The sequence below is a fragment of the Amycolatopsis methanolica 239 genome, from assembly GCF_000739085.1.
In the GTDB taxonomy this organism is placed as follows: domain Bacteria; phylum Actinomycetota; class Actinomycetes; order Mycobacteriales; family Pseudonocardiaceae; genus Amycolatopsis_E; species Amycolatopsis_E methanolica.
The window spans coordinates 4,098,257-4,117,188 of the sequence record NZ_CP009110.1; the positions used below are offsets into that span (position 1 = coordinate 4,098,257).

An 18,932-nucleotide genomic window follows, 5' to 3' on the forward strand; every position below is an offset into this window, starting at 1 on the left:
TCCGGGCCTGCTGCTGAACCTGGACGGGTGGCCGGGCCTGCACGGCTGGCAGTGGATGTACATCATCGAGGCACTGCCCGCGGTCGCGCTCGGCATCGCGGTGCCGTTCCTGCTGCCGCGGCGCATCACGGACGCGAAGTTCCTGACCGCGGCGGAGAAGACGTGGCTGTCGGAGACGATGGAGCGGGAGCGGCTGGCGCGGGAGGCGGTCGCGCCGGGCAAGCACAGCCTGTGGAAGTCGTTGCTGAGCCCCAAGGTCCTGGTGTTCGCGCTGTGCTACTACTGCCTGACCAACCTCAACGGCGCGGTGAGCACGTTCCTGCCGCAGATCCTCAAGCCGTTCGGGATGAGCGACACGTCGACGACGTTCGTCGCGGCGGTGCCGTACGTGTTCGGGCTGGCCGGGATGCTCCTGATCGGACGGTGGGCGGACCGGCCGGGCCGTCGCAGCGCCGCGTTGTACCTGGCGCTCGTGGTGTCGGTGGCTGGGCTGACAGCTGATCGCGTTGTGCCTGGCCAGTTTCGGGGTGTTCGGGGTGCTGCCCGGGTTCTGGGGCCTGCCGACCGCGCTGCCGGCGGGGACCGCGGCGGCCGGGAGCATCGCGTTGATCAACGCGCTGGGCAACCTGTCCAGTGTGGTCAATCCCGCGGTCATCGGGGTGATCAAGGAACGCACCGGCGAATTCAACGGCGGTCTGCTGTGGCTGGCGCTGATGGGCGCGCTGGCGATCGTCGTGCTGACCGTGATCGTGCGGCTGTGGGGTTCGGCGGAGCGCCGGGTCACCGTGGCGACTGTGGAGGGGAATGTGGATGCGCATCGCTGAGGTCCGGTTGCGCCGGCTGGGGGCGTGCTGCCCACCGAGGGCGACCTGTGGGAGGAGCGGCTGGTGCGGCCGCTGGACGTCTACCCCGAGCACCGGGACGTGGACGACCACGAGGGCGGTGTGCAGCGCTCCGACGGGTTCCACCTGGTCAGCCACTTCGTGGAGATCGAGACGGACGACGGCCTGGTGGGCCGCGGCGGACCGGTGCCGGAGCAAGTGGCGTACGTGATCGCCCGTGATCGACGGCGGCTGCTGCTCGACGCCGACCCGGTGGCGGGCGAGAAGCTGTGGGACCGGATTCACCGCAGCCAGGTACGCGGCCGGGCGGGCAACACGATGCTGGCGATCAGCGCGGTGGACTGCGCGCTGTGTGACCTGCGCGGCAAGTGGCTGGGGCAGCCGGTGTACCGGCTGCTGGGCGGCCCGACGCGGGAGTCGGTGCCGGCGTACGCGTCGATGCTGGGGTTCTCGGTGACAGACCCGGCGCTGGTGTCGGCGCGGGCGAAGGAGTTGAAAGAGCTCGGGCACCGGGCGCAGAAGTGGTTCTTCCGGTTCGGCCCGTCCAGCGGGTACGAAGGGTTGCGCCGCAACGTCGAACTGGTGCGCACGGTGCGCGAGGCGGTCGGCGAGGACTACGACATCATGTTCGACTGCTGGCAGGCGATGGACGTCACCTACGTGACCGAGCTGGCGTCGCGGATCGCGGAGTACCGGCCGCGGTGGCTCGAAGAATGCGTGATGCCGGACCGCATCGACAGCTACGCGCTGCTGCGATCGCGGTTGAGCGTGCCACTGGCGGGCGCGGAGCACGAGTAGACGCGCTGGGGTTTCCGCCGCTTCCTCGACGCGCGGGCGCTGGACGTTCCGCAGCCGGACATCTACTGGTGCGGCGGCCTCTCGGAGACGCTGAAGATCGCCGCCTTGGCGACCGCGCACGACCTGACGGTGATCCCCCACGGCCATTCGGCGCCCGCGACGCTGCACGTCTCGCTGACCCAGTCGCCGGCGCACACGCCGTACCAGGAGGACCTGGTGAAGTGGCACCAGGTGCACCGGCTGTTCCTGCGCCTGCCGGTCAACCCGGTGGGAGGTCGGCTGGCGGCGCCGGCCGAGGTAGGGCTCGGCATGGAGCTGGACACCGCGCGGGCGCTGAGCGACACGGTGATCTTCGCGGAGTGAAGGTTTTCGTGACAGGGGAGCCGCTTGGAGACGAGCGGCTCCCCTGTCACATCAGACCCCGCTGCCGCCGCAGCACCTCGTGGCCGCTCCTATCGGTGATATCGCCCCGGATCTGGATCGGCCGAACACACCCAACTCGCTAGCCCGTCCAGCCGCTTCTCGCGCCGGCGCTGCGACGAACGAGTGATTTCGCGGCCAGTTTCGATCGGCGTCGCACAGACGTAGCGCCAAGGTCCCGGATGGGGCCGGCAGCTCGTGGCAGAGTGATCTTCATGGAGCCGCTGGCCGACGGGGTGTACGAAGCTGTCCGGACGCACCGGCTTGACCGGGCGCTCGAAGCCGCGCGGGGGCGCTTCACCCCGGAGTTCAACGCCGTGGACGACGCGGATGCGCCGGACGTGATCGCGCGTCACGTGGCCGAGGCCGTGCGCCGGGTGATCGCCGACGAGCCCGACGGCGGCAGGCGGGTGGAGCTGGCCAACCGGGTGCTGAGCCAGCTGGCCGCCGAGGACGAGCGGTTGACCGACGCGTTGCAGCAGCTCATCGCGTTGAGCGAAGTGACCGGCACCGGCGCGCGCAAGCACATCCGGCCGGTCACGCCGCTCTCCCAGGCCGCGTTGCTCACCAACGCCAGGGAGGAGCCCAGCCTGTCCGCCGAGCTGCGCGCCGAACTGGCGAGCGCAGACCGGGTCGACCTGCTCTGCGCGTTCATCCGCTGGCCGGGGCTGCGGCTGCTGGAGGACGTCCTACTCGATCTGCGCGACCGCGGCGTGCCCTTCCGCGTGCTGACCACGACGTACGTGGGTGCGACCGAGCGGCCCGCGATCGACCGTCTGGTGCGGCGGTTCGGCGCCGATGTCCGGGTCAGCTACGAGACCCAGTCGACCCGGCTGCACGCCAAGGCGTGGTTGTTCCGCCGGAACTCCGGCTACGACACCGCGTTCGTCGGCAGCTCGAACCTCTCCCGCTCCGCGCTGGTGGAGGGCCTCGAGTGGAACGTCCGGCTCTCCGGCGTCGCCACCCCCGAACTGCTGCGGAAGTTCGAGGCCACCTTCGACACCTACTGGGCGTCCAGCGCCTTCGTTCCGTACGACCCGGAGACCGACGCGGACCGCTTCGACGACGCCCTCCGGCAGGCCGGACGCCGCACCAGCGCGCCGGCCACGATCAGCCTGGCCGGGCTGGAGGTCCGCCCGCTGCCACACCAGCAGGAGATCCTCGAAGCGCTCGAGTCCGAGCGCCAGGTCCACGACCGGCACCGCAACCTCGTGGTGGCCGCGACCGGCACCGGCAAGACGGTGATCGCCGCCCTCGACTACCGGCACCTGCGCGCCGACGGCGACCTCACCCTGCTCTTCGTCGCGCACCGCAAGGAAATCCTGCAGCAGGCGCTCCGCGTCTACCGCGAAACGCTGATCGACGAAACGTTCGGCGAGGCTTACGTCGGCGGCGCACGGCCGGAGCGGTGGCGGCACGTGTTCGCCAGCATCCAGGGTCTGCACGCGCACGGCATCGAGAAGCTGCCCCCGGAACACTTCGACGTCGTGGTGGTCGACGAGTTCCACCACGCCGAAGCGGCGACCTACCAACGGCTGCTCAACCACCTGCGCCCCAAGGAACTCCTGGGGCTCACCGCCACTCCGGAGCGCGGCACCGGTGGCGACGTGCGGGAGATGTTCGGCGGCCGGACGGCGTTCGAGCTGCCGCTGTGGGAGGCCCTGTCCGCGGACCTGCTGATCCCGTTCCACTACTTCGGCGTCGCGGATGGGACCGACCTGGCCGGCGTGGAGTGGAAGCGCGGCCGGTACGACGTCACGGGTTTGGAGCACCTCTACACCGGCAACGACGCCCGCGCGGCGAAGGTGCTGAAGGAACTGCGGGACAAGGTGACCGATGTGGGAACCATGCGTGCCCTGGGGTTCTGCGTGAGCATCGCGCACGCCGAGTACATGGCGCGGGTGTTCCGGCAGGCCGGGATCAACGCGTTGGCGGTGTCCGGGAACAGCTCGCCGGGCGACCGCGAGCGCGCCATCACCGCGCTCCGGGCACGGGAGGTCAACGCGTTGTTCGCGGTCGACCTGTTCAACGAGGGCCTGGACATCCCCGAGGTCGACACTGTGTTGTTCCTGCGGCCCACCGACAGCGCGACGGTGTTCCTGCAGCAGCTGGGCCGCGGTTTGCGACGCGCACCGGGTAAGGCCGTGCTCACGGTGCTGGATTTCATCGGCCAGCACCGCAAGGAGTTCCGGTTCGACACGCGGTACCGGGCGCTGACCGGGGCGAGCCGGCGTGGGCTGCAGCGGCAGATCGAGCAGGGCTTTCCGTTCCTGCCCGCCGGCTCCCAGGTGGTACTGGACCGGGTCGCGCAGCAGATCGTGCTCGACAACGTCCGCACGCAGCTGCGCTTCACCCGCGCCCAACTGGCGGCCGACGTGCGGTCGCACGGCGATCTTGCGCTGACCGGGTACCTGGAGGCCGCCGACCGCGAGCTGGTCGACGTCTACCGCGGCGGCGGTTCGTGGACCGGGTTGCGGCGGGACGCTGGGCTGCCGGTTCCGCCCGCCGGTCCGGACGAAGGCGGGCTGCTGCGGCGGATGGCCGCGTTCACGCACGTCGACGATCCGGAGCGGGCCGAGGTGTACCGGCGTCTGGTCGCCGTGGACGGGCCGGCCTACGAGGAGCTCACCGAACGGCACCAGCGGCTGGCCCGGATGCTGCTGTTCACGCTGTGGCCGAAGCGGCGCGATTTCCCGTCCTACCGCGCAGGTCTTGAGCACCTGCGCCGGCATCCGGCCGTGTGCGCGGAGATCGACGAGCTGCTCACCCTCGGGCTGGACCGCGCCCGGCACGTCCCGGCCTCGCTCGGCGAGGGGCTGCAGCACGTTCCCCTAACCAGTCACAGCCGCTACCGGCGGGAAGAGATCCTCGCCGCGCTGGGCCACGCGACCCTGCAGCGGGTGCCGGGCAATCACGTGTCCGGCGTCGCCTGGTGCGAGGACACCAGGACCGACGCGCTGCTGATCAACCTGCGCAAGAGCGAGAAGGACTTCTCCCCGACCACGATGTACCGCGACTACGCGATCAGCCCCGAGTTGTTCCACTGGGAGTCGCAGAACGCGACCTCGCTGGACTCCCCCACCGGCCGGCGCTACCTCCAGCACCGCGCGCAGGGCAGTCACGTGGTGCTCTTCGTGCGCGAGACGAAGACCGACGACCTCGGGGCGGCGCCGTTCGTCTGCCTCGGTCCCGCGTCGTACGTGGAGCACCGCGGCGAGCGGCCGATCGCGATCACCTGGCGGCTGCACCGTCCGATGCCCGCGGACGCGTTTTCGGTGGCGAGCGTCGCCGGGTGAGTCGTTCTCAACCTCCCGATTGACAACGCTACCCCGAACCCCCTACCGTCGTCCTCAACCAAGTAGTTGAGGAACCACGGTGGACGAGACGACCGAGCAGCTCAACCGCGTGTTCGCGGCCCTCGCGGATCCGACCCGGCGCGACCTGGTCGCCCGCCTGGCCGCCGCGGACGCGACCGTCGGCGAGCTGGCTGAGCCGTACGACATGAGCCTCCAGGCGATCTCCAAGCACGTGAAGGTGCTGGAGGAAGCCGGCCTGGTGACGCGCAGCAAGGTCGCCCAACGGCGGCCTGTCCACCTCGACGCGGAGGTGTTCGACCTGATGACGAAGTGGATCGAACGCTACCGCCGCACGGCCGAGGAACGGTACCGGCGCCTGGACGCCGTGCTGTCCCGCATGTCCGGCACCGACCAGCCCCAGGAGGACGCATCATGACCAGCACCCGTCAGGAAGCCCGGATCGTGGCGGCCGACAAGGTCCCGACGATCGAGATCATCCGCGAGTTCGACGCGCCACCCGCGCACGTGTTCCGCGCCCACGTCGACCCCGACCTCCTCGCGCAGTGGGTCGGGCCACACTCGCTCACCACGCGAATCACCAAGTGGGACGCCCGCACCGGCGGCGAGTGGGCCTTCGCCAACGACCGGGACGGCGAGGAAATCGCATCGTTCTTCGGCAGCTTCCACGAGGTGCGGCCGGACGAGCGGATCGTGTGGACGTTCGCCTACGAGGGCGATCCCGACGGCGTCGCGCTGGAGACGATCACCTTCGAGGCGATCGACGGCGGCCGGACGCGGCTGACCACCCTCAGCGTGGTCAAGGACTTCGAGACCCGCGACGGCATCCTGTCCAGCGGCATGGACGTCGGGGTCAACGAGGGCTACGAGAAGCTCGACGCACTGCTCGCCAAGGGAGCCTGAAGATGACACCTGCCCAGCAGCACGCGCACGACGCGGCCCGCTTCACCGAGCTGGTCGAGTCCGCGGGCCCCGGCGACTGGACCCGGCCCAGCCCGGTCCCCGGGTGGACCGCGCTCGACGTCGTGAAGCACCTCGTCGAGTGGTCCCGCGGCTTCCTGCGCGGCGCCGGGATCGAACTCGCCGCCCTGGACGTCGAGGCCGACCCGGCCGGCGCCTGGAAGCAGCACGCCGCCGACATCCAGGCGATCCTCGACGACCCCGCCGGGCGCGTGCTGAGCAACCCGCACACCGGCGACAAACCCGTGGACGAGGCGATCGACCAGTTCTACACAACCGACGTCTGGATGCACACCTGGGACCTGGCCAAGGCGCTCGGCCGCGAACCCGACCTGGGCCAGGACCGGTGCGCTGCCACGCTCGCCGGTATGCGGCCGATCGAGCAGCTCCTGCGGAACAGCGGGCAGTACGGTCCCGCGGTGCCCGTCGCAGACGACGCCCCGCCGCAGGACCAGCTGATGGCCTTCATCGGCCGCGACCCGGCCTGGCGCCCCTGACGAGCCGTCCACTCAGGACGGCAGTGCGTGCAGCGACTCCGCGGCCGCCGCGGTGATCGTGTCCGCGACGAGCGCGAGCGCGCGCACGTCCAGTTTCCACTGCTGCCAGTACAACGGCACGTCCCAGTGCAGGCCCGGTTCGAGTTCGACGAGGGCGCCGGACTCCAGGAGCGGCCGGGCCTGCGGCTCCGGGACCAGGCCCCAGCCCAGGCCGGCCGCCACGGCGTCGCGGAAGCCCTCCGACGTGGGCACGTGGTGCCGGTGCTCCGCGGCGTCCACACCGGACAGTGCGCGCACGAAGAGGTCCTGGAGTTCGTCGGCCTGGTCGAAGACGATCACCGGCGCGCCGGGTAGCCACCGCCGGAGCCGGCCGGACCGGTGGCGGGCCAGGAACTCCGGGTTCGCCGCGGGCAGGTAACGCGCGAGCCCCAGCGGGCGCACGAGGCAGCCGGCGACCGGGTCGGGCGACGAGGTCACCGCCGCCATCACCCGCCCCTCCCGCAGCAGCTCAGCGGTCCGCGTCTCGTCCTCGCGGTACAGCTCGAAGCACACCGGCGGATCACGCGGCACCCGGAGGACGGCGGGCAGGAACCAGGTGGCGAGCGAATCGGCGTTCACCGCGATGGACAGGCGCGCGGGGCCGGGCTCGCCGGCGATCCCCAGCTCCCGCCGCGCGTCCTCGTTCAGCGCGGCGAGCTGGCGCGCGAACCGCACGACGACCTGCCCGGACTCGGTCGGCCGGACCGGTTTGGTGCGCATCAGCAGCACCCGGCCGACGCGCTGCTCGAGGGTCTTGATCCGCTGGCTGACCGCCGACGGGGTGACGTGCAGGGCCGCGGCGGCGGCGTCGAACGTGCCCTCGTCGACGACCGCGAGCAGCGTCCGCACCTGGTCGATGGGCAACTCGGTCATCACGTCTGCTAATGATACGTAAAAATCTTTAGCTGGACTACGCATGGCCCGCTGCTTAGCGTGGGTTTCGTGAACGTCCTTTCCGCAGGTCTCGCCGGGTTCGGCACGGGCCTGTCCCTCATCGTGGCCATCGGCGCGCAGAACGCGTTCGTCCTGCGCCAGGGCGTGCGACGGCACGCGGTGGCCGCCGTCGTCGCGCTCTGCGCCGCCTCCGACGCCGTGCTGATCTCGCTCGGCGTGGCCGGGCTGGGCGCCGTGGTGACCGCCTGGCCTGCCGCCCTCACCCTGGTCGGCCTCGCCGGAGGTGGTTTTCTGATCTGCTATGGCGTCCTCGCTGGGCGGCGGGCGCTGCGCCCGGCGGCCATCGGGTTGACGACGAGGGGCGCCGCGGCCGGTTCGCTCGGGTCGGCCGTGCTGACCTGCCTGGCGATGACCTGGCTGAACCCGCACGTCTACCTGGACACGGTGCTGCTGGTCGGTTCGGTCGCCGCGGACCGCGGCGACCTGCGGTGGATCTTCGGTCTTGGCGCGATGGCCGCCAGCCTGGCTTGGTTCGCCTGCCTCGGCTACGGCGCGCGGCTGCTCAGCCCGGTGCTGTCCCGGCCGGGCGCGTGGCGGGCGCTGGACGTCCTCGTCGCGGTGACCATGCTCCGTGATGGGCACGATGCTGCTGGCCCGCGCGCTGTGACGCCTCAGCGGGCGCGCTCGTAGGTGGTCTCGATCGAGTAGTCCTTCGCCGGCCCGGTGACCCGCATGCGGACGGTGAAGCGGTCGTCGTCCGGGAACTCGTAGTGGCCGGCGTAGGTGTCCCGCCCGCAGAGGTGCACGTCGGACGCCGCGGCCTGGTTGAGCCGGAGCACGTGCAACGTCCGCGGCGGCCCCGGTTCGGCGAAGCAGATGCGGATCAGCCCCGGCTCCAGCCGGTAGTGGTACTCGCGGTAGACGTCGAGGACCTGCCCGCCGTCGAGGGTGAGCTTCCCGTCCTCGCGGTAGTGCAGCAGATCCGGCCCGCCGGGACGGAACCGGGCCGATCCGGTCATCCGGCCCAGGCCGGGCAGGGTCCTGGTGATGGTCCACTCCCCCGGCAGGGCCGCGAAGAGCCGCGCCTCGTCGTCACTGGGCGGGTTGTGCATACGACCAGGATGCCCGAGGTCCGGGACGGCCGTTCGGGAACGACATCAGTCCGGACGGACACGGCGGTCTCCCGAGTTCGCGGATGCGCCGGGGGTTTGTGCGGCTCGCATGTGACTTGTCGCCCACTCGAGTGCGTAGTCGGCCACGCGTTCCCAGCCAGGCTCGACGCCGGTGAAGTGTGAGCGGTCGGGAAACTCGCAGATTTCGGTCGTCGCCGCGGAGTTGCGGTACTTCTTCGCGTTCGAGCGGATCACTGAGGGCGGCATCAGGTGGTCTTTGCCGCCGATGATGAACAGCAGCGGGGCACGGTCATCCAGGTCGTAGTCGACCCAGGTCTCCTGGTGGCCTGGCTTCCAGTTGGCTATCAGGCCGTAGGCCCATACCCAGCTGCCAGGCGCCGGGATGTGGAGGCGGTCGTACGCCGCGTCGGACTCCTCCCGGCTGCAGGTGTTGGCGAACGCATAGTGGAACTGCTCTTTGGTGAAGCCCACTGCGCGGTGCCGGTTGGCCGGGTTGGCGAGGACCGGGAACAGCGATTTGATCTGCGACGGCGGGTTGATCCGCACACCCTCGGGTGGGGCCGAGTCGATCACCGCGGCGGCAGCACCCAAGCCACGGTTGACGAGGAGTTGGGTGAAGGTCCCGCCGAAGGAGTGGCCCATGATGATGGGTGGGGTATCAACGCTTTCGACTACGTCGACAAGGTGCTCGAGTGTCGCGGGGACCGTCACATCGGCGATGATCTGAGGGTTTTGGCGCAACGCCTCCACTTCGATCTCGAATCCCGGATACGTCGGAACGATGACCTCATGGCCCTTTGCGCGGTAGTACTCCGCCCAGCGATCCCAGCTCCGGGCGGTCATCCAAAGCCCATGGATCAGCACGATCGGGACCCTTGGCGTCGCCTCGTTCATGGTGTTCCTTCCGTTGTCGAGTTCAGCAACCGTCGGAACACGCGATTGTCGGAATCCTCGGACAGCGATCGCCTCGCCTCGAAGGGATGAAGTCACGGCTCGCGGTCGAAGCCGGCCAGGTCGGGATGTGCACCGATGTGACGCAGCTCCCGCGCGGAAATCAGCGCCCCTGTGGGCTGCCGTCCCAGCCGAGGTGCGGGGCGACCGTCCGCGCGGCGTCGGTCAGCAGCTGCACGTTCTCCGCAAGCCCGAACGCCGGTGGGAGGAACAGGACGATCTCCTCGGCGGCCGCCTGGCCGGGGTTGGCGAGCACGGCCTCGGTGACCTCGTCGGGTGTGCCGTGGAAGACCGGGCTGATCCGCATCCCGGCCGGCAGGTCCGCGCCGATCACCGGGGTCAGCACCCCCTTCGGGCGGGACGCGCCCATGCCCTCGGTGCGCCGCTGCCGGTCGTAGGCGGCGTAGGTTTCTCGCAGCCCGGCGATGGTGCCGGCCAGGATCGAGGCGGCGACGGCGACCGGCGGCGGCTCGCTGCCGTGCTTGTCGCGCCAGGTGGTGCGGTAGACGTCGATCAGCCGCGCCTGGTGGTCACCGAAACTCGCGCCCTCCGGGACGTCGTGCAGCACCGTCCCGGTCATCAGCCCGATGCCGAGTCCGGCCGCCCGCGCCGCCGACCCGAGACTGCCCGCGCCCTGCCGGATCGGGACCGCAGGCCCGGGCTGTGCGGCGTGACCCGCAGCTGCGTGCCCACCGGCGCGCCCTGCCCCGGCCCGTCCACGATGTGCAGCGCCGCCCCGGCGATCGCGTCGAGGAACCGCTCCTGCCTCCGCTCGGCCTCGGTCCGCGCGTCCGTGCCGACGGCGCCGAACACCGCGTCCCAGCCGGCGTTGCCGCTGGTGGACACGGCGAGCTGGAGGCGGCCGCCGATGAGCAGGTCCGTCGTGCCCGCGGCCTCGGCCAGCAGCACCGGGTCCTGGTAGCGCATCGGGATCACCGCGCTGCCGAGCGTGATGCGGTGCGGGTGCTGCCCGGCCGCGGCGAAGAACGGCAGCGGCGAGGACAGGTAGTGGTCGAAGTGCCGCTGGTAGGCCCAGCCGGACTGGTAGCCGAGCGCCTCGGCCGCCCGGAACAGCTCGATGCCCTCCCGCAGCCCCGCGCCCGGGTCGTCGCTGAACGACACCCGGGTGTTGAAACCGAGCCTGCGCCCTGTCACGTCAGCTCCTGCGCGCCGGCGGGGATGGAGTCGATGAGGGCGCGCGTGTAGGGATCCCGCAGACTGTCGAAAATGGACTCGACCGGCCCGCTCTCGACGATCCGCCCCTGCCGCATCACCGACACGGTGTGCGCGAGCTGGCGCACGAGCGCGAGGTCGTGCGACACGAACACGTACGTCAGTCCCAGCTCGGCCTGCAGCGACAGGAGCACCTCGACGATGCCGGCCTGCACGGTGATGTCGAGCGCGGAGGTCGGTTCGTCGAGCACGATCACGTCCGGCCGCGGCACCAGCGCCCGCGCGATCGCGACCCGCTGCCGCTGACCGCCGGACAGCGCGGCGGGTTTGCGGCCGCGGAGCTCGTCCGCCAGCCCGACGTCGTCCAGCGCCTCGCGGACCCGGTCGGCGCGTTCGCGCCGGGTCCCGACGCGGAACCGGTCCAGCGGCTCCCGCACCAGGCGCTCCACCTTCCACGTCGGATCGAGCGAGGTGTACGGGTTCTGGTAGACCAGTTGCAGGTGCCGCCGCACGGACCGCAGCGCGGCGTGCGAGCCGCCGGTCACCTCCTCGCCGGCCACCTCGATGCGGCCCGAGTCGGCGCGTTCGAGGCCGAGCAGCAGGCGGATGGCGGTCGTCTTCCCGGAGCCGGATTCGCCGACGAGCGCGTGGGTGGTGCCCGCGCCGACGGTGAAGGTCTTCGTCACGCCGCGGACGTCGATCTTGGGCGTAGAACCGGTGAGCCGGCTGCGCGCCGACGTCACGTAGCCGGCGGTAGCGGTCCGGGTTGAGCGCCGGGACGTCGGCGTGCAGGCGCCGTGTGTAGTCCGACTCCGGCGAGGAGAACACCTCCGTGGTGGGCCCCGCGTCCTGCACCACGCCGTCCTTGAGCACGACCAGGGAGTCGGCGCGCTCCGCGGCGATCGACGCGCCGTGGGTCGTCGAGACCGACCTGCGCGAACGTCTCCAGGATCCGCTCGTGCCGCCGGGCCGCGCTGGGCTCGTCCAGCAGCGCGGCGGCCTCCCTGGCCTGCGCGCCGATGGTGCGGACCGGGTTGAGGGAACTGCCCGGATCCTGCGGCACATGCCCGATGCGGCGGCCACGCAGGCGGCGGAACCGGCGTTCGGGCAGCGACAGGACGTCCTGCCCGTCGAACTCGGCCACGCCGCGCGCCCGGCCGCCCTCGGGCAGCAGCCGCAGCAGCGAGCGGGCGATGGTCGACTTGCCCGAGCCGGAGTCGCCGATGAGCGCGAGGCTGCCCGCGCGGGAGCTCGAAGCTGACACCGGTGACGATCTGGTGGTGGCCGTAGGCGACGGTGAGGTCGCGCACGCGCAGCAACGTGCCGGTGCTCGTGGCCGCCGCGGGGCGGTCGAGGGTCAGTTCGTCTTGCGGAGCCATCGGCTGATCCTGTTCACGGAGAGGACGGTGGCGATCGTGACGAGCGCGGGCGCGCAGACCAGCCAGGGGGCCAGCGGGTAGTCCTTGCCCACCGAGATGAGCAGGCCCCAGTCCGAGGCGGGCGGCGGGTCGCCGTAGCCGAGGAACGCCAGCCCGGCGATGACCAGGATGGACAGTCCGAACTGGAGCACCGCGAGGGTCAGCACCGAGCGGGAGGCGTTGGGCAGCACGTGGCGCAGCGGGATGTGCCACCGCGACCCGCCCTGCAGGTAGGCGACCTCGACGAACACCGCGCGGCGGGTCTTGATGACCTCGGACCGCATCACCCTGGCGAACACGGCCACCGCGGACACCCCGGTGGCGACCGCGGCATTGACGGTCTGGAAGCCGAGCGCGCTGACGACGATGACGGCGAGCAGGAACTGGGGCATCGCCAGCAGCACGTCGACCGCGCTGTCCACCGGGCAGCACGCGCAAACCCGCGCGCTGGCCGGGGAAATCGTGCAAGAACAGCAGGCGCTGATCGGCGAGATCAACGCGCGGCTGGCCCGCTGAACGTCTCCAGCAGCAACTCGGTCAGCACCTCCGCCCGCGCCCCGAACGCCACGCTCGCGTTCGGCTCGCCGGTCGCGTTAGGACGGACGTCCATCACGGTGCGGCCGACGGTCAGTGCGCCGGACGTCTCGACCTCCACGCGCACCGGGCGGGTCGTGATCACCTCGGGCCGCACCAGGTAAGCCACGCATACCGCATCATGCACGGGCGCCGAATCGGGGGCGTGCACGCCGTGGCCCGCGGAGTAGGCGTCGATGCGGCGGGTGATCAGGTCGGCGGCCGCGCGGCCGGCGGCGGTGCCCAGCCCGGCGAGTTTCGCGCAGTCGGGGCGGGTGACGAGCGCCTGGTGTGTGGCGTCGAGCGGGACGAGCGTCAGGCGCGGGAACCCGGCCGAGAGGACCATCGCGGCGGCCTCCGGGTCGGCCCAGATGTTGAACTCGGCCGACGGGGTCACGTTGCCGTAGGCGTGCGCGCCGCCCATGATCACGATCTCGTCGACGGCCTCCCGGACGCCCGGGTCGGCGGCGAGCACCGTGGCGATGTTGCTCAGCGGCCCGACCGGCACCAGCGTCACCCGCTCGGTCGCGTCACGCAGGGTGTGCAGCAAGAACTCCACGGCGGACTCGTCCCGCGCGGCAGTCACCGGCGCGGGCAGCGGCAGCGCCGAGCCGTGCATGTCCCGGTCCGAGTCGCGTTCGAAGTGCGTCTGCCCCGGGAAGCCGCGGCGCGCGATCGGGTGCGCGAGACCCGGGTGCACGGGGATGTCCGGCCGCCCGATCGCGTCCAGCACACGCAGTGTGTTGGCGGTGGTGGCGGACAGCGGCACGTTGCCGTTGACCGTGGTCACCGCGGTCAGGTCGAGATCGGGGTGCAGGGCGGCCAGCATGATCGCGACCGCGTCGTCGGTGCCGGTGTCGACGTCGAGGATCACCTTGCGTGTCACACGGGCAGCGTCCCACACCGCGAGGTGGCGATCATCCTGATTCCGCGGCGCGCTGCAGGCCGTCGGCCTCCATGGCCACGAACCGGCGAATCCGCGCGCCGAACAGGAGCCCGGCGAGCGGGGCGAGCGGACCGCGCTGCTCGACGCCGACGACCGCCGTCACCGCGCCGTCGCCGTCGGCGGTCAGCCGGTGCCGGCCGATCGACGTGACACCGCGGGCCCGGGCCTGCCGGGTGAAGCTCTGCCGGTCGGTCAGCTCGGTGACCCGCCACACGAGCGGCGCGAGCCCCGGCTGTTTCACCACCGCCTCGCTGCCCACCCGCAGCGGGCCGGGGGTTCGCAGCCGGACCGAGGACATCGACGCTGTCCAGGACGGCCGCGTCGCCACGTCGGTCAGGATGGCCCAGACCGTGTCCAGCCCGGCGTCGATCCGCCTGGTGACCTCGATCCGCATGGCCGGACCGTAGCGGACCCGGCCGCGACCGGGTACCGCCGGACGCGGATTTCCCCCGGTGGCAGGGAAACCCGCGCCCGGCGGCCGGTGATCAGGCGTCGATCTTCCCGAGTTGCGTCAGCATTTCCAGCTGGTCGAAGTACAGGTGGCTGTCGGTCATCTTCCCCGCCCGCACCCGGTGCACCTCGCAGAACGGGATGTCCACCGTCCGCTGCGTCGCGGCGATCTCGCCGGCCGGGGTGACCAGCGGGCCGGTGTGGGTGCCCTGGAAGCGGCCTTCGAGCACGCCCCCGTTGTCGTCGCCGTAGATGGCCACCACGGTGATCCGGTTGTCCGGGAACGCGTCGTGCCACGTCGACCACTCCGCGTCCAGCGCCTCCCGCCCGGCGAGCCGGAAACCGCCGGGGCCGCGGGTTTCGAAGGCCGACTGGTCGGTCATCGCCTGCCAGCCCTCGCGGTCGCCGGCGTTCCACAGGTCGGTCCAGCGCTGGGTGAGGGTGTTGGTGCCGCCCTCGCGGACGGTGGTGAACAGCAGCCGGTACTCGCCCACCGACCGCACCTGCGCGTGGACCCGCGCGAGCGTGTCGGCACGCAACCGGGCCACCCCGGCGCGGCTGGCGGCCAGGTGCTCGGCCGTCTCGTACGCCGCGATCACCTGGCAGCGGCCCTCTTCGCGGTCGACCAGCATCTGCGCGCTGCACAGCCCCTCCATCTTCAGCAGGCCCGGCAGCGCGGTCTCGCGGAACGCCTGGACCGCGGCACCGACCTCGCCGGGCGGGCAGTCGATGGTGGTCACCCGGATCCCCGCGCCGGGACCCGGCCTGCTGCGGCGCGCGAACACCGCGACCTCGAAGTGGTCCACGGTGATCATGCCGTCGGCCAGTTCGGCGGCCTCCTTGCGGGAGGCCTCCACGGCGTGCTCGGACAGCGTCATCGATTCCGCGGAGTCCCAGTAGGACCCGACGACGGTGATGCCGAGCGTGCTGTCGGTCAGGACGGCCAGCCCGCGGTTGCCGGCCTGCGCCTCCACGAAGGGGCGCACGGTGGTTTCCAGGTAGTGCGTGACCTCGTCGATCCGGGCGGGGTCGCCGATGAGCGTGTTCATCCTTGCGTACACGGAACCCTCCCTGGGAAGTGCTGGTGGTGCCCGGAACCCTCCAGGGTCGTCCTCGGCCGTGGCGGCGGCTAGGGCCGAAAGACCGGGGCTCAGATGCCGCGGCCGGCTTCCTCGAGCTTGTCGACGGCGGTGGAGTCGCCCTCGAACCCGACGCGCACGGCGTCCCGGCCGAAGACGAACAGCAGGAGTTCCACCGGGTCGCCGGTGACGGTGACCTGTTCGGCGCCGCCGCGCACGGTGGCTTCGCGGCCGTCGGTGGTGCGCAGGGTGACGCCGACGGGCACGCGCCGCAGGTTGAGCTTCGCCGCGCCGCGGGCGGCCCGCCACGCGGCCGCCCCGCGGGCGGGGTCGGCAGGGCGCGGTTCCCAGCCCGGCCGTCCGCGGCGCACGTCCTCGTGGTGGACGAGGAACTCGGCGGTGTTGGTGAGCTCGTCGAGCCTGCCGATGGAGGTGGGCCAGTACCAGGCGGGGCCGCGCCGCACCCGCTCGACCAGCCGGGACCACGGCTGCGCGGCGATGCCGTCCTGCACGCGCCGGGTGTGCCAGGCCAGCGGCGGCAGGAGGATGCCCAGCGCGGCGTCGGGACGGCTCTCCCGCACGACGAGGTGCGCGGCGAGGTCGCGGGTCAGCCACCCCTCGCACAGGGTGGGCGCGTCCGGCCCGGTCTCGTCCAGCAGGCGGCTCAACTGACGACGTTCCTCGGCGGCGACACCCATGACGCCACCCTACCCGCCGGTAGGCCTCACCTGCGTGCGGAACGAGCACCCGGCGGCGCCGCGGTGACCGGGTAGCCAAACCGCAGCAGCGCCTGCGGCCAGCCGGGCAGGGCGAGACGCTCGATCAGCCCGGCGCGCACCTCGTGCAGGTGCAGCGGCTGGGTCAGCACGGAACCGGCGAGGCCGTGGGTGATCGCGGTCAGCCAGGTCTCCTGCAGCACGGTGCCGGCGAGCACGTGGTCGCGGCGGGTGTCGCCGTCGGTGAGGACGACGATCATCGACTCGGCGGCGATGCGTTCGGCCAGCGTGACCGCATCGGGCAGGCGGGTGTCGGCGCGGACCAGGCCGGACCAGGGCAGCGTGGTCGCCGCGGCGGGCGCCTGGCGGAACTGCGCGGTCCACGCCGTCAGCTCGCGCTGGTAGGCCCGGTCGTCCCGCAGCACGAGTCCCGCGCGGCCGAGCAGTTCGGCCAGCGCGGCGGACTCGGTGCGTGGTTCGACCAGCCGCGCCTCGGCGCCCGGCGCGACCGCCGCGTCCGCCAGTTCCCGCAGCACCGGCGCCGGGACCGGGTGCAGGGCGAACGGGGCGCGGTAGCTGCTGCGCCGGTAGATCGCCGGGTACCGGCCGAGTTCGGACGGGCTGGGCTCGCCGGGGGCGGGTACGCGGACCTCGGCGACGACGTCGGGGCGGGGCAGGAGCGTGACCTGCGGGCGCCTGCCGAGCACCGAGAGCGCGAGCCGCAGGTTCACCAGCGCGGCCCCGCAGGACATCAGCCGGTCGCGGCCTTCCGGGTCGTGCCGGGGCAGCGCGACCTCGGTCCGTTCGCGCAGTTCGATCACGCCGTCGCCGGGCACGAGCGCCCACGGCTGCGAGTTGTGCACCGACGGCGCCTGTGCGACGGCCCTGGCCAGCACGCCCAGCTCGGCCGCCGTCCAGGTCACGACGGGGCTTCCGCGAGGTGGTGCGTCACCTGGTCCACCGAGCGGCGGCGGGTGGCCGGCGCGCGGAAGCCATAGCCGAAGCGCAGCACGGCCTGCGGGTGGGTGGGCCGCCCGAGCAGGCGGCGCAGGCCGGCCCGCGTCGCCGGGACCTCGACCGCCTGGGACAGGAACGACACGCTCACCCCGGCGGTGGTGGCGGTGAGCAGCACGCGTTGCAGGGCCTGGCCGGTGCGCACCTGCGCCAACGGCACGTCGGTGTGGGAGGACAGCACGGCGAGCAGCGGGGTGCGCTCGTAGGGCCGCTCGCCCCCGCCTCCGCCGAAGCGGCGCAGCGCGAGCTGGGTGCCGGGTTCGGCGCGCGGACCGCCGGCCACCAGCGGCACGCCGTCGTCGCGGGTGCCCTCGGTGACGGTCCAGCGGGCCAGTTCGTCCTGGAACCGCGGGTCGGCGCGCTGGGCCCGCTCGGCGCGGCGCAGCAGCATGGCGAGCTCACCGGTCAGGCCCGGCTCCCGCACCAGGGTGAGTTCGGCGCCTTCGGCGATCGCGGCCCGCACCAGCGCCTCCCGTACGTGCGGGGGCACGGTGCGTTCGGTGAAGGGGCGCCGGTTGCTGCGGCGGTGGGCGATCGCCCTGACCAGCGCCTGGTCGTCGGGGCCGGGTGCCCGAGGCCCGCCGGCACGCACCGTGGCCAGCCGCACGGGATCGGTGTGGAGCTCCACGACGGGCGTGCGCCCCGCGGCCCGGATCGCGACGCGCAGGTTGAGGATCGCGGCCCCACAGGACAGCCGCGCCTCGCGGCCGTCGGGGTCGGCTGCCTGGAGAACGCGGTCGCCGTCGAGGAGGACGTCGATCCGGTCGCCGGCGACCTCGAACCGCCAGGGCTGGGAGTTGTGCGGCGACGGCGCGCGCACCGCCGCTTCGAGGGCGGAGCGGATCACGGACATGTGGTTCTCCCGGGACGGGCTGGAGTGCTTGCCCGCTCCACTGTTCCCGGGCGCAGCCGCGCGGGGCAGAGCACAAGGGGCCTGACGGCGGGGACTTCGGTCCCTTCGGTGTGCACCCGCTGCGTCGGCCGGTTTCACGCCGGGACGTGCCCGAACGACGGGTCTGATTCCCGCCGGAAGCCGGACAATCCGGCTACCACCCCCGCGCCCCCCGGCCCCGCCCGCGCGATCCCGGCCGGTGCGCGCGGCGGCTCGCGCGGTCCCTACGCGCTGACCGCCTGCTCGTCCGCGCCCACGATGTGGTCCACGAACCCGTAGGCCAGCGCCTCCTCGGCGTCGAACCAGCGGTCGCGGTCGGCGTCGGCCACGATGCGCTCCACCGGCTGGCCCGTCTGGCGCGCCGTGATCTCCGCGAGACGGCGCTTCATGCGGCCGAATACCTCCGCCTGGATCGCGATGTCGGTGGCCGCGCCGCCGATGCCCGCCGACGGCTGGTGCATCACCACCCGGGTGTTCGGCAGCAGATAGCGCTTTCCGGGCGTGCCCGAGGACAGCAGGAACTGGCCCATGGACGCCACGAAACCCAGGCCCCACGTGGAGACGTCGGGCTGAATCAAGCGCATCGTGTCGTAGATCGCCATGCCCGCGGTCACCGATCCGCCCGGCGAGTTGATGTAGAAGGTGATGTCCTTGCGCGGATCCTCGGCCGCCAGCAGCAACAGCTGCGCGGTGATCCGGTTGGCGACCGCGTCGGTCACCTCCGAGCCGAGGAACACGATGCGGTCGCGCAACAGCTGCTCGAACACCGAATCGTCCAAAGAGGCGGACGCGTTGGCCGACGGAAGAATTCGCAGGGTCATGC

General features: G+C 72.1%; 22 protein-coding genes and 2 pseudogenes. 9 read left to right on the forward strand and 15 right to left on the reverse strand.

Translation table 11 applies throughout. From position 1 onward, the window contains the following. Positions 1-55: 55 nt before the first annotated feature. From AMETH_RS42685 to AMETH_RS19905, 7 genes and pseudogenes are all read left to right on the forward strand, one after another. A pseudogene (locus AMETH_RS42685) lies at positions 56-433 on the forward strand (MFS transporter); the annotation flags it as partial. Between the two features lie 73 nt (positions 434-506). Beyond that, complete coding sequence (locus tag AMETH_RS38760) at positions 507-824, forward strand: MFS transporter (protein WP_017982901.1); 318 nt, start codon at positions 507-509, stop codon at positions 822-824. A gap of 159 nt (positions 825-983) precedes the next feature. After that, a pseudogene (locus AMETH_RS40505) lies at positions 984-2,003 on the forward strand (enolase C-terminal domain-like protein). A gap of 272 nt (positions 2,004-2,275) precedes the next feature. Beyond that, on the forward strand, positions 2,276-5,356 hold the full coding sequence (locus AMETH_RS19890; protein WP_038533262.1) for a DEAD/DEAH box helicase: 3,081 nt from the start codon (positions 2,276-2,278) through the stop codon (positions 5,354-5,356). Between the two features lie 79 nt (positions 5,357-5,435). Continuing rightward, positions 5,436-5,792, forward strand: a complete 357-nt coding sequence (locus AMETH_RS19895) for an ArsR/SmtB family transcription factor (protein WP_017982905.1) — start codon at positions 5,436-5,438, stop codon at positions 5,790-5,792. Continuing rightward, positions 5,789-6,277 (forward strand): SRPBCC family protein, encoded by a 489-nt coding sequence (locus AMETH_RS19900; RefSeq protein WP_017982906.1) that lies wholly within the window; start codon positions 5,789-5,791, stop codon positions 6,275-6,277. Before AMETH_RS19895 ends, AMETH_RS19900 begins: the two co-directional genes overlap by 4 nt. A 2-nt stretch (positions 6,278-6,279) precedes the next feature. Further along, positions 6,280-6,831: a maleylpyruvate isomerase family mycothiol-dependent enzyme gene (locus AMETH_RS19905; protein WP_017982907.1), complete on the forward strand. Its 552-nt coding sequence runs from the start codon at positions 6,280-6,282 to the stop codon at positions 6,829-6,831. A 12-nt stretch (positions 6,832-6,843) separates the two neighbouring features. Here the strand turns inward: AMETH_RS19905 and AMETH_RS19910 are convergent, their stop codons facing one another. Next, a complete protein-coding gene (locus AMETH_RS19910) occupies positions 6,844-7,743 on the reverse strand; it encodes a LysR family transcriptional regulator ArgP (protein WP_017982908.1) in 900 nt (299 codons plus the stop codon). Between the two features lie 69 nt (positions 7,744-7,812). On the opposite strand from AMETH_RS19910, the gene AMETH_RS19915 reads away from it, so the two are divergent. Further along, entirely contained in the window at positions 7,813-8,454 is a 642-nt protein-coding gene (locus AMETH_RS19915) for a LysE/ArgO family amino acid transporter (RefSeq protein ID WP_051079535.1), read from the forward strand. Here the strand turns inward: AMETH_RS19915 and AMETH_RS19920 are convergent. The 7 genes from AMETH_RS19920 to AMETH_RS19940 form a co-directional block, all read right to left on the reverse strand. Continuing rightward, on the reverse strand, positions 8,436-8,876 hold the full coding sequence (locus tag AMETH_RS19920; RefSeq protein WP_017982909.1) for a DUF6314 family protein: 441 nt from the start codon (positions 8,874-8,876) through the stop codon (positions 8,436-8,438). The two genes, AMETH_RS19915 and AMETH_RS19920, sit on opposite strands and share 19 nt — an antisense overlap. A gap of 45 nt (positions 8,877-8,921) precedes the next feature. Continuing rightward, the gene (locus tag AMETH_RS19925) at positions 8,922-9,791 is read right to left on the reverse strand and encodes an alpha/beta hydrolase (protein WP_017982910.1); all 870 of its coding nucleotides are present in this window, start codon (positions 9,789-9,791) and stop codon (positions 8,922-8,924) included. A 160-nt stretch (positions 9,792-9,951) separates the two neighbouring features. Next, positions 9,952-10,428 carry a hypothetical protein gene (locus tag AMETH_RS40510; protein WP_223842878.1) on the reverse strand — a complete coding sequence of 159 codons (477 nt, stop codon included), beginning with the start codon at positions 10,426-10,428 and terminating at the stop codon, positions 9,952-9,954. Next, complete coding sequence (locus AMETH_RS40515) at positions 10,428-11,003, reverse strand: LLM class flavin-dependent oxidoreductase (RefSeq protein WP_223842879.1); 576 nt, start codon at positions 11,001-11,003, stop codon at positions 10,428-10,430. Before AMETH_RS40515 ends, AMETH_RS40510 begins: the two co-directional genes overlap by 1 nt. Continuing rightward, entirely contained in the window at positions 11,000-11,764 is a 765-nt protein-coding gene (locus AMETH_RS40520; protein ID WP_017982911.1) for an ABC transporter ATP-binding protein, read from the reverse strand. The genes AMETH_RS40515 and AMETH_RS40520 overlap by 4 nt, the downstream gene beginning before the upstream one ends. Next, positions 11,761-12,285 carry an ATP-binding cassette domain-containing protein gene (locus AMETH_RS40525; protein WP_223842880.1) on the reverse strand — a complete coding sequence of 175 codons (525 nt, stop codon included), beginning with the start codon at positions 12,283-12,285 and terminating at the stop codon, positions 11,761-11,763. The genes AMETH_RS40520 and AMETH_RS40525 overlap by 4 nt, the downstream gene beginning before the upstream one ends. 93 nt (positions 12,286-12,378) lie before the next feature. Beyond that, positions 12,379-12,831: an ABC transporter permease gene (locus AMETH_RS19940; protein WP_017982913.1), complete on the reverse strand. Its 453-nt coding sequence runs from the start codon at positions 12,829-12,831 to the stop codon at positions 12,379-12,381. On the opposite strand from AMETH_RS19940, the gene AMETH_RS38105 reads away from it, so the two are divergent. Beyond that, positions 12,806-12,955, forward strand: coding sequence for a hypothetical protein (locus AMETH_RS38105; protein ID WP_017982914.1), 150 nt, complete (start codon positions 12,806-12,808; stop codon positions 12,953-12,955). The genes AMETH_RS19940 and AMETH_RS38105 overlap by 26 nt on opposite strands. On the opposite strand, the gene AMETH_RS19945 is transcribed toward AMETH_RS38105, so the two are convergent. The 7 genes from AMETH_RS19945 to AMETH_RS19975 all read right to left on the reverse strand — a co-directional run bounded on the left by AMETH_RS19945 (position 12,933) and on the right by AMETH_RS19975 (position 18,930). Beyond that, positions 12,933-13,898 (reverse strand): nucleoside hydrolase, encoded by a 966-nt coding sequence (locus tag AMETH_RS19945; RefSeq protein WP_017982915.1) that lies wholly within the window; start codon positions 13,896-13,898, stop codon positions 12,933-12,935. The genes AMETH_RS38105 and AMETH_RS19945 overlap by 23 nt on opposite strands. 31 nt (positions 13,899-13,929) lie before the next feature. Then, positions 13,930-14,352 carry an SRPBCC family protein gene (locus AMETH_RS19950; protein ID WP_017982916.1) on the reverse strand — a complete coding sequence of 141 codons (423 nt, stop codon included), beginning with the start codon at positions 14,350-14,352 and terminating at the stop codon, positions 13,930-13,932. A gap of 91 nt (positions 14,353-14,443) precedes the next feature. Continuing rightward, positions 14,444-15,469, reverse strand: coding sequence for an ester cyclase (locus AMETH_RS19955; RefSeq protein WP_209436794.1), 1,026 nt, complete (start codon positions 15,467-15,469; stop codon positions 14,444-14,446). Positions 15,470-15,558: 89 nt separating this feature from the next. Continuing rightward, positions 15,559-16,185, reverse strand: coding sequence for a TIGR03085 family metal-binding protein (locus tag AMETH_RS19960; RefSeq protein ID WP_017982918.1), 627 nt, complete (start codon positions 16,183-16,185; stop codon positions 15,559-15,561). A 26-nt stretch (positions 16,186-16,211) separates the two neighbouring features. Continuing rightward, positions 16,212-17,126 carry an Acg family FMN-binding oxidoreductase gene (locus tag AMETH_RS19965; protein WP_017982919.1) on the reverse strand — a complete coding sequence of 305 codons (915 nt, stop codon included), beginning with the start codon at positions 17,124-17,126 and terminating at the stop codon, positions 16,212-16,214. After that, on the reverse strand, positions 17,123-18,070 hold the full coding sequence (locus AMETH_RS19970) for an Acg family FMN-binding oxidoreductase (protein WP_017982920.1): 948 nt from the start codon (positions 18,068-18,070) through the stop codon (positions 17,123-17,125). The genes AMETH_RS19965 and AMETH_RS19970 overlap by 4 nt, the downstream gene beginning before the upstream one ends. A 263-nt stretch (positions 18,071-18,333) precedes the next feature. Further along, a complete protein-coding gene (locus AMETH_RS19975) occupies positions 18,334-18,930 on the reverse strand; it encodes a ClpP family protease (protein ID WP_051079420.1) in 597 nt (198 codons plus the stop codon). Positions 18,931-18,932 lie beyond the last annotated feature (2 nt).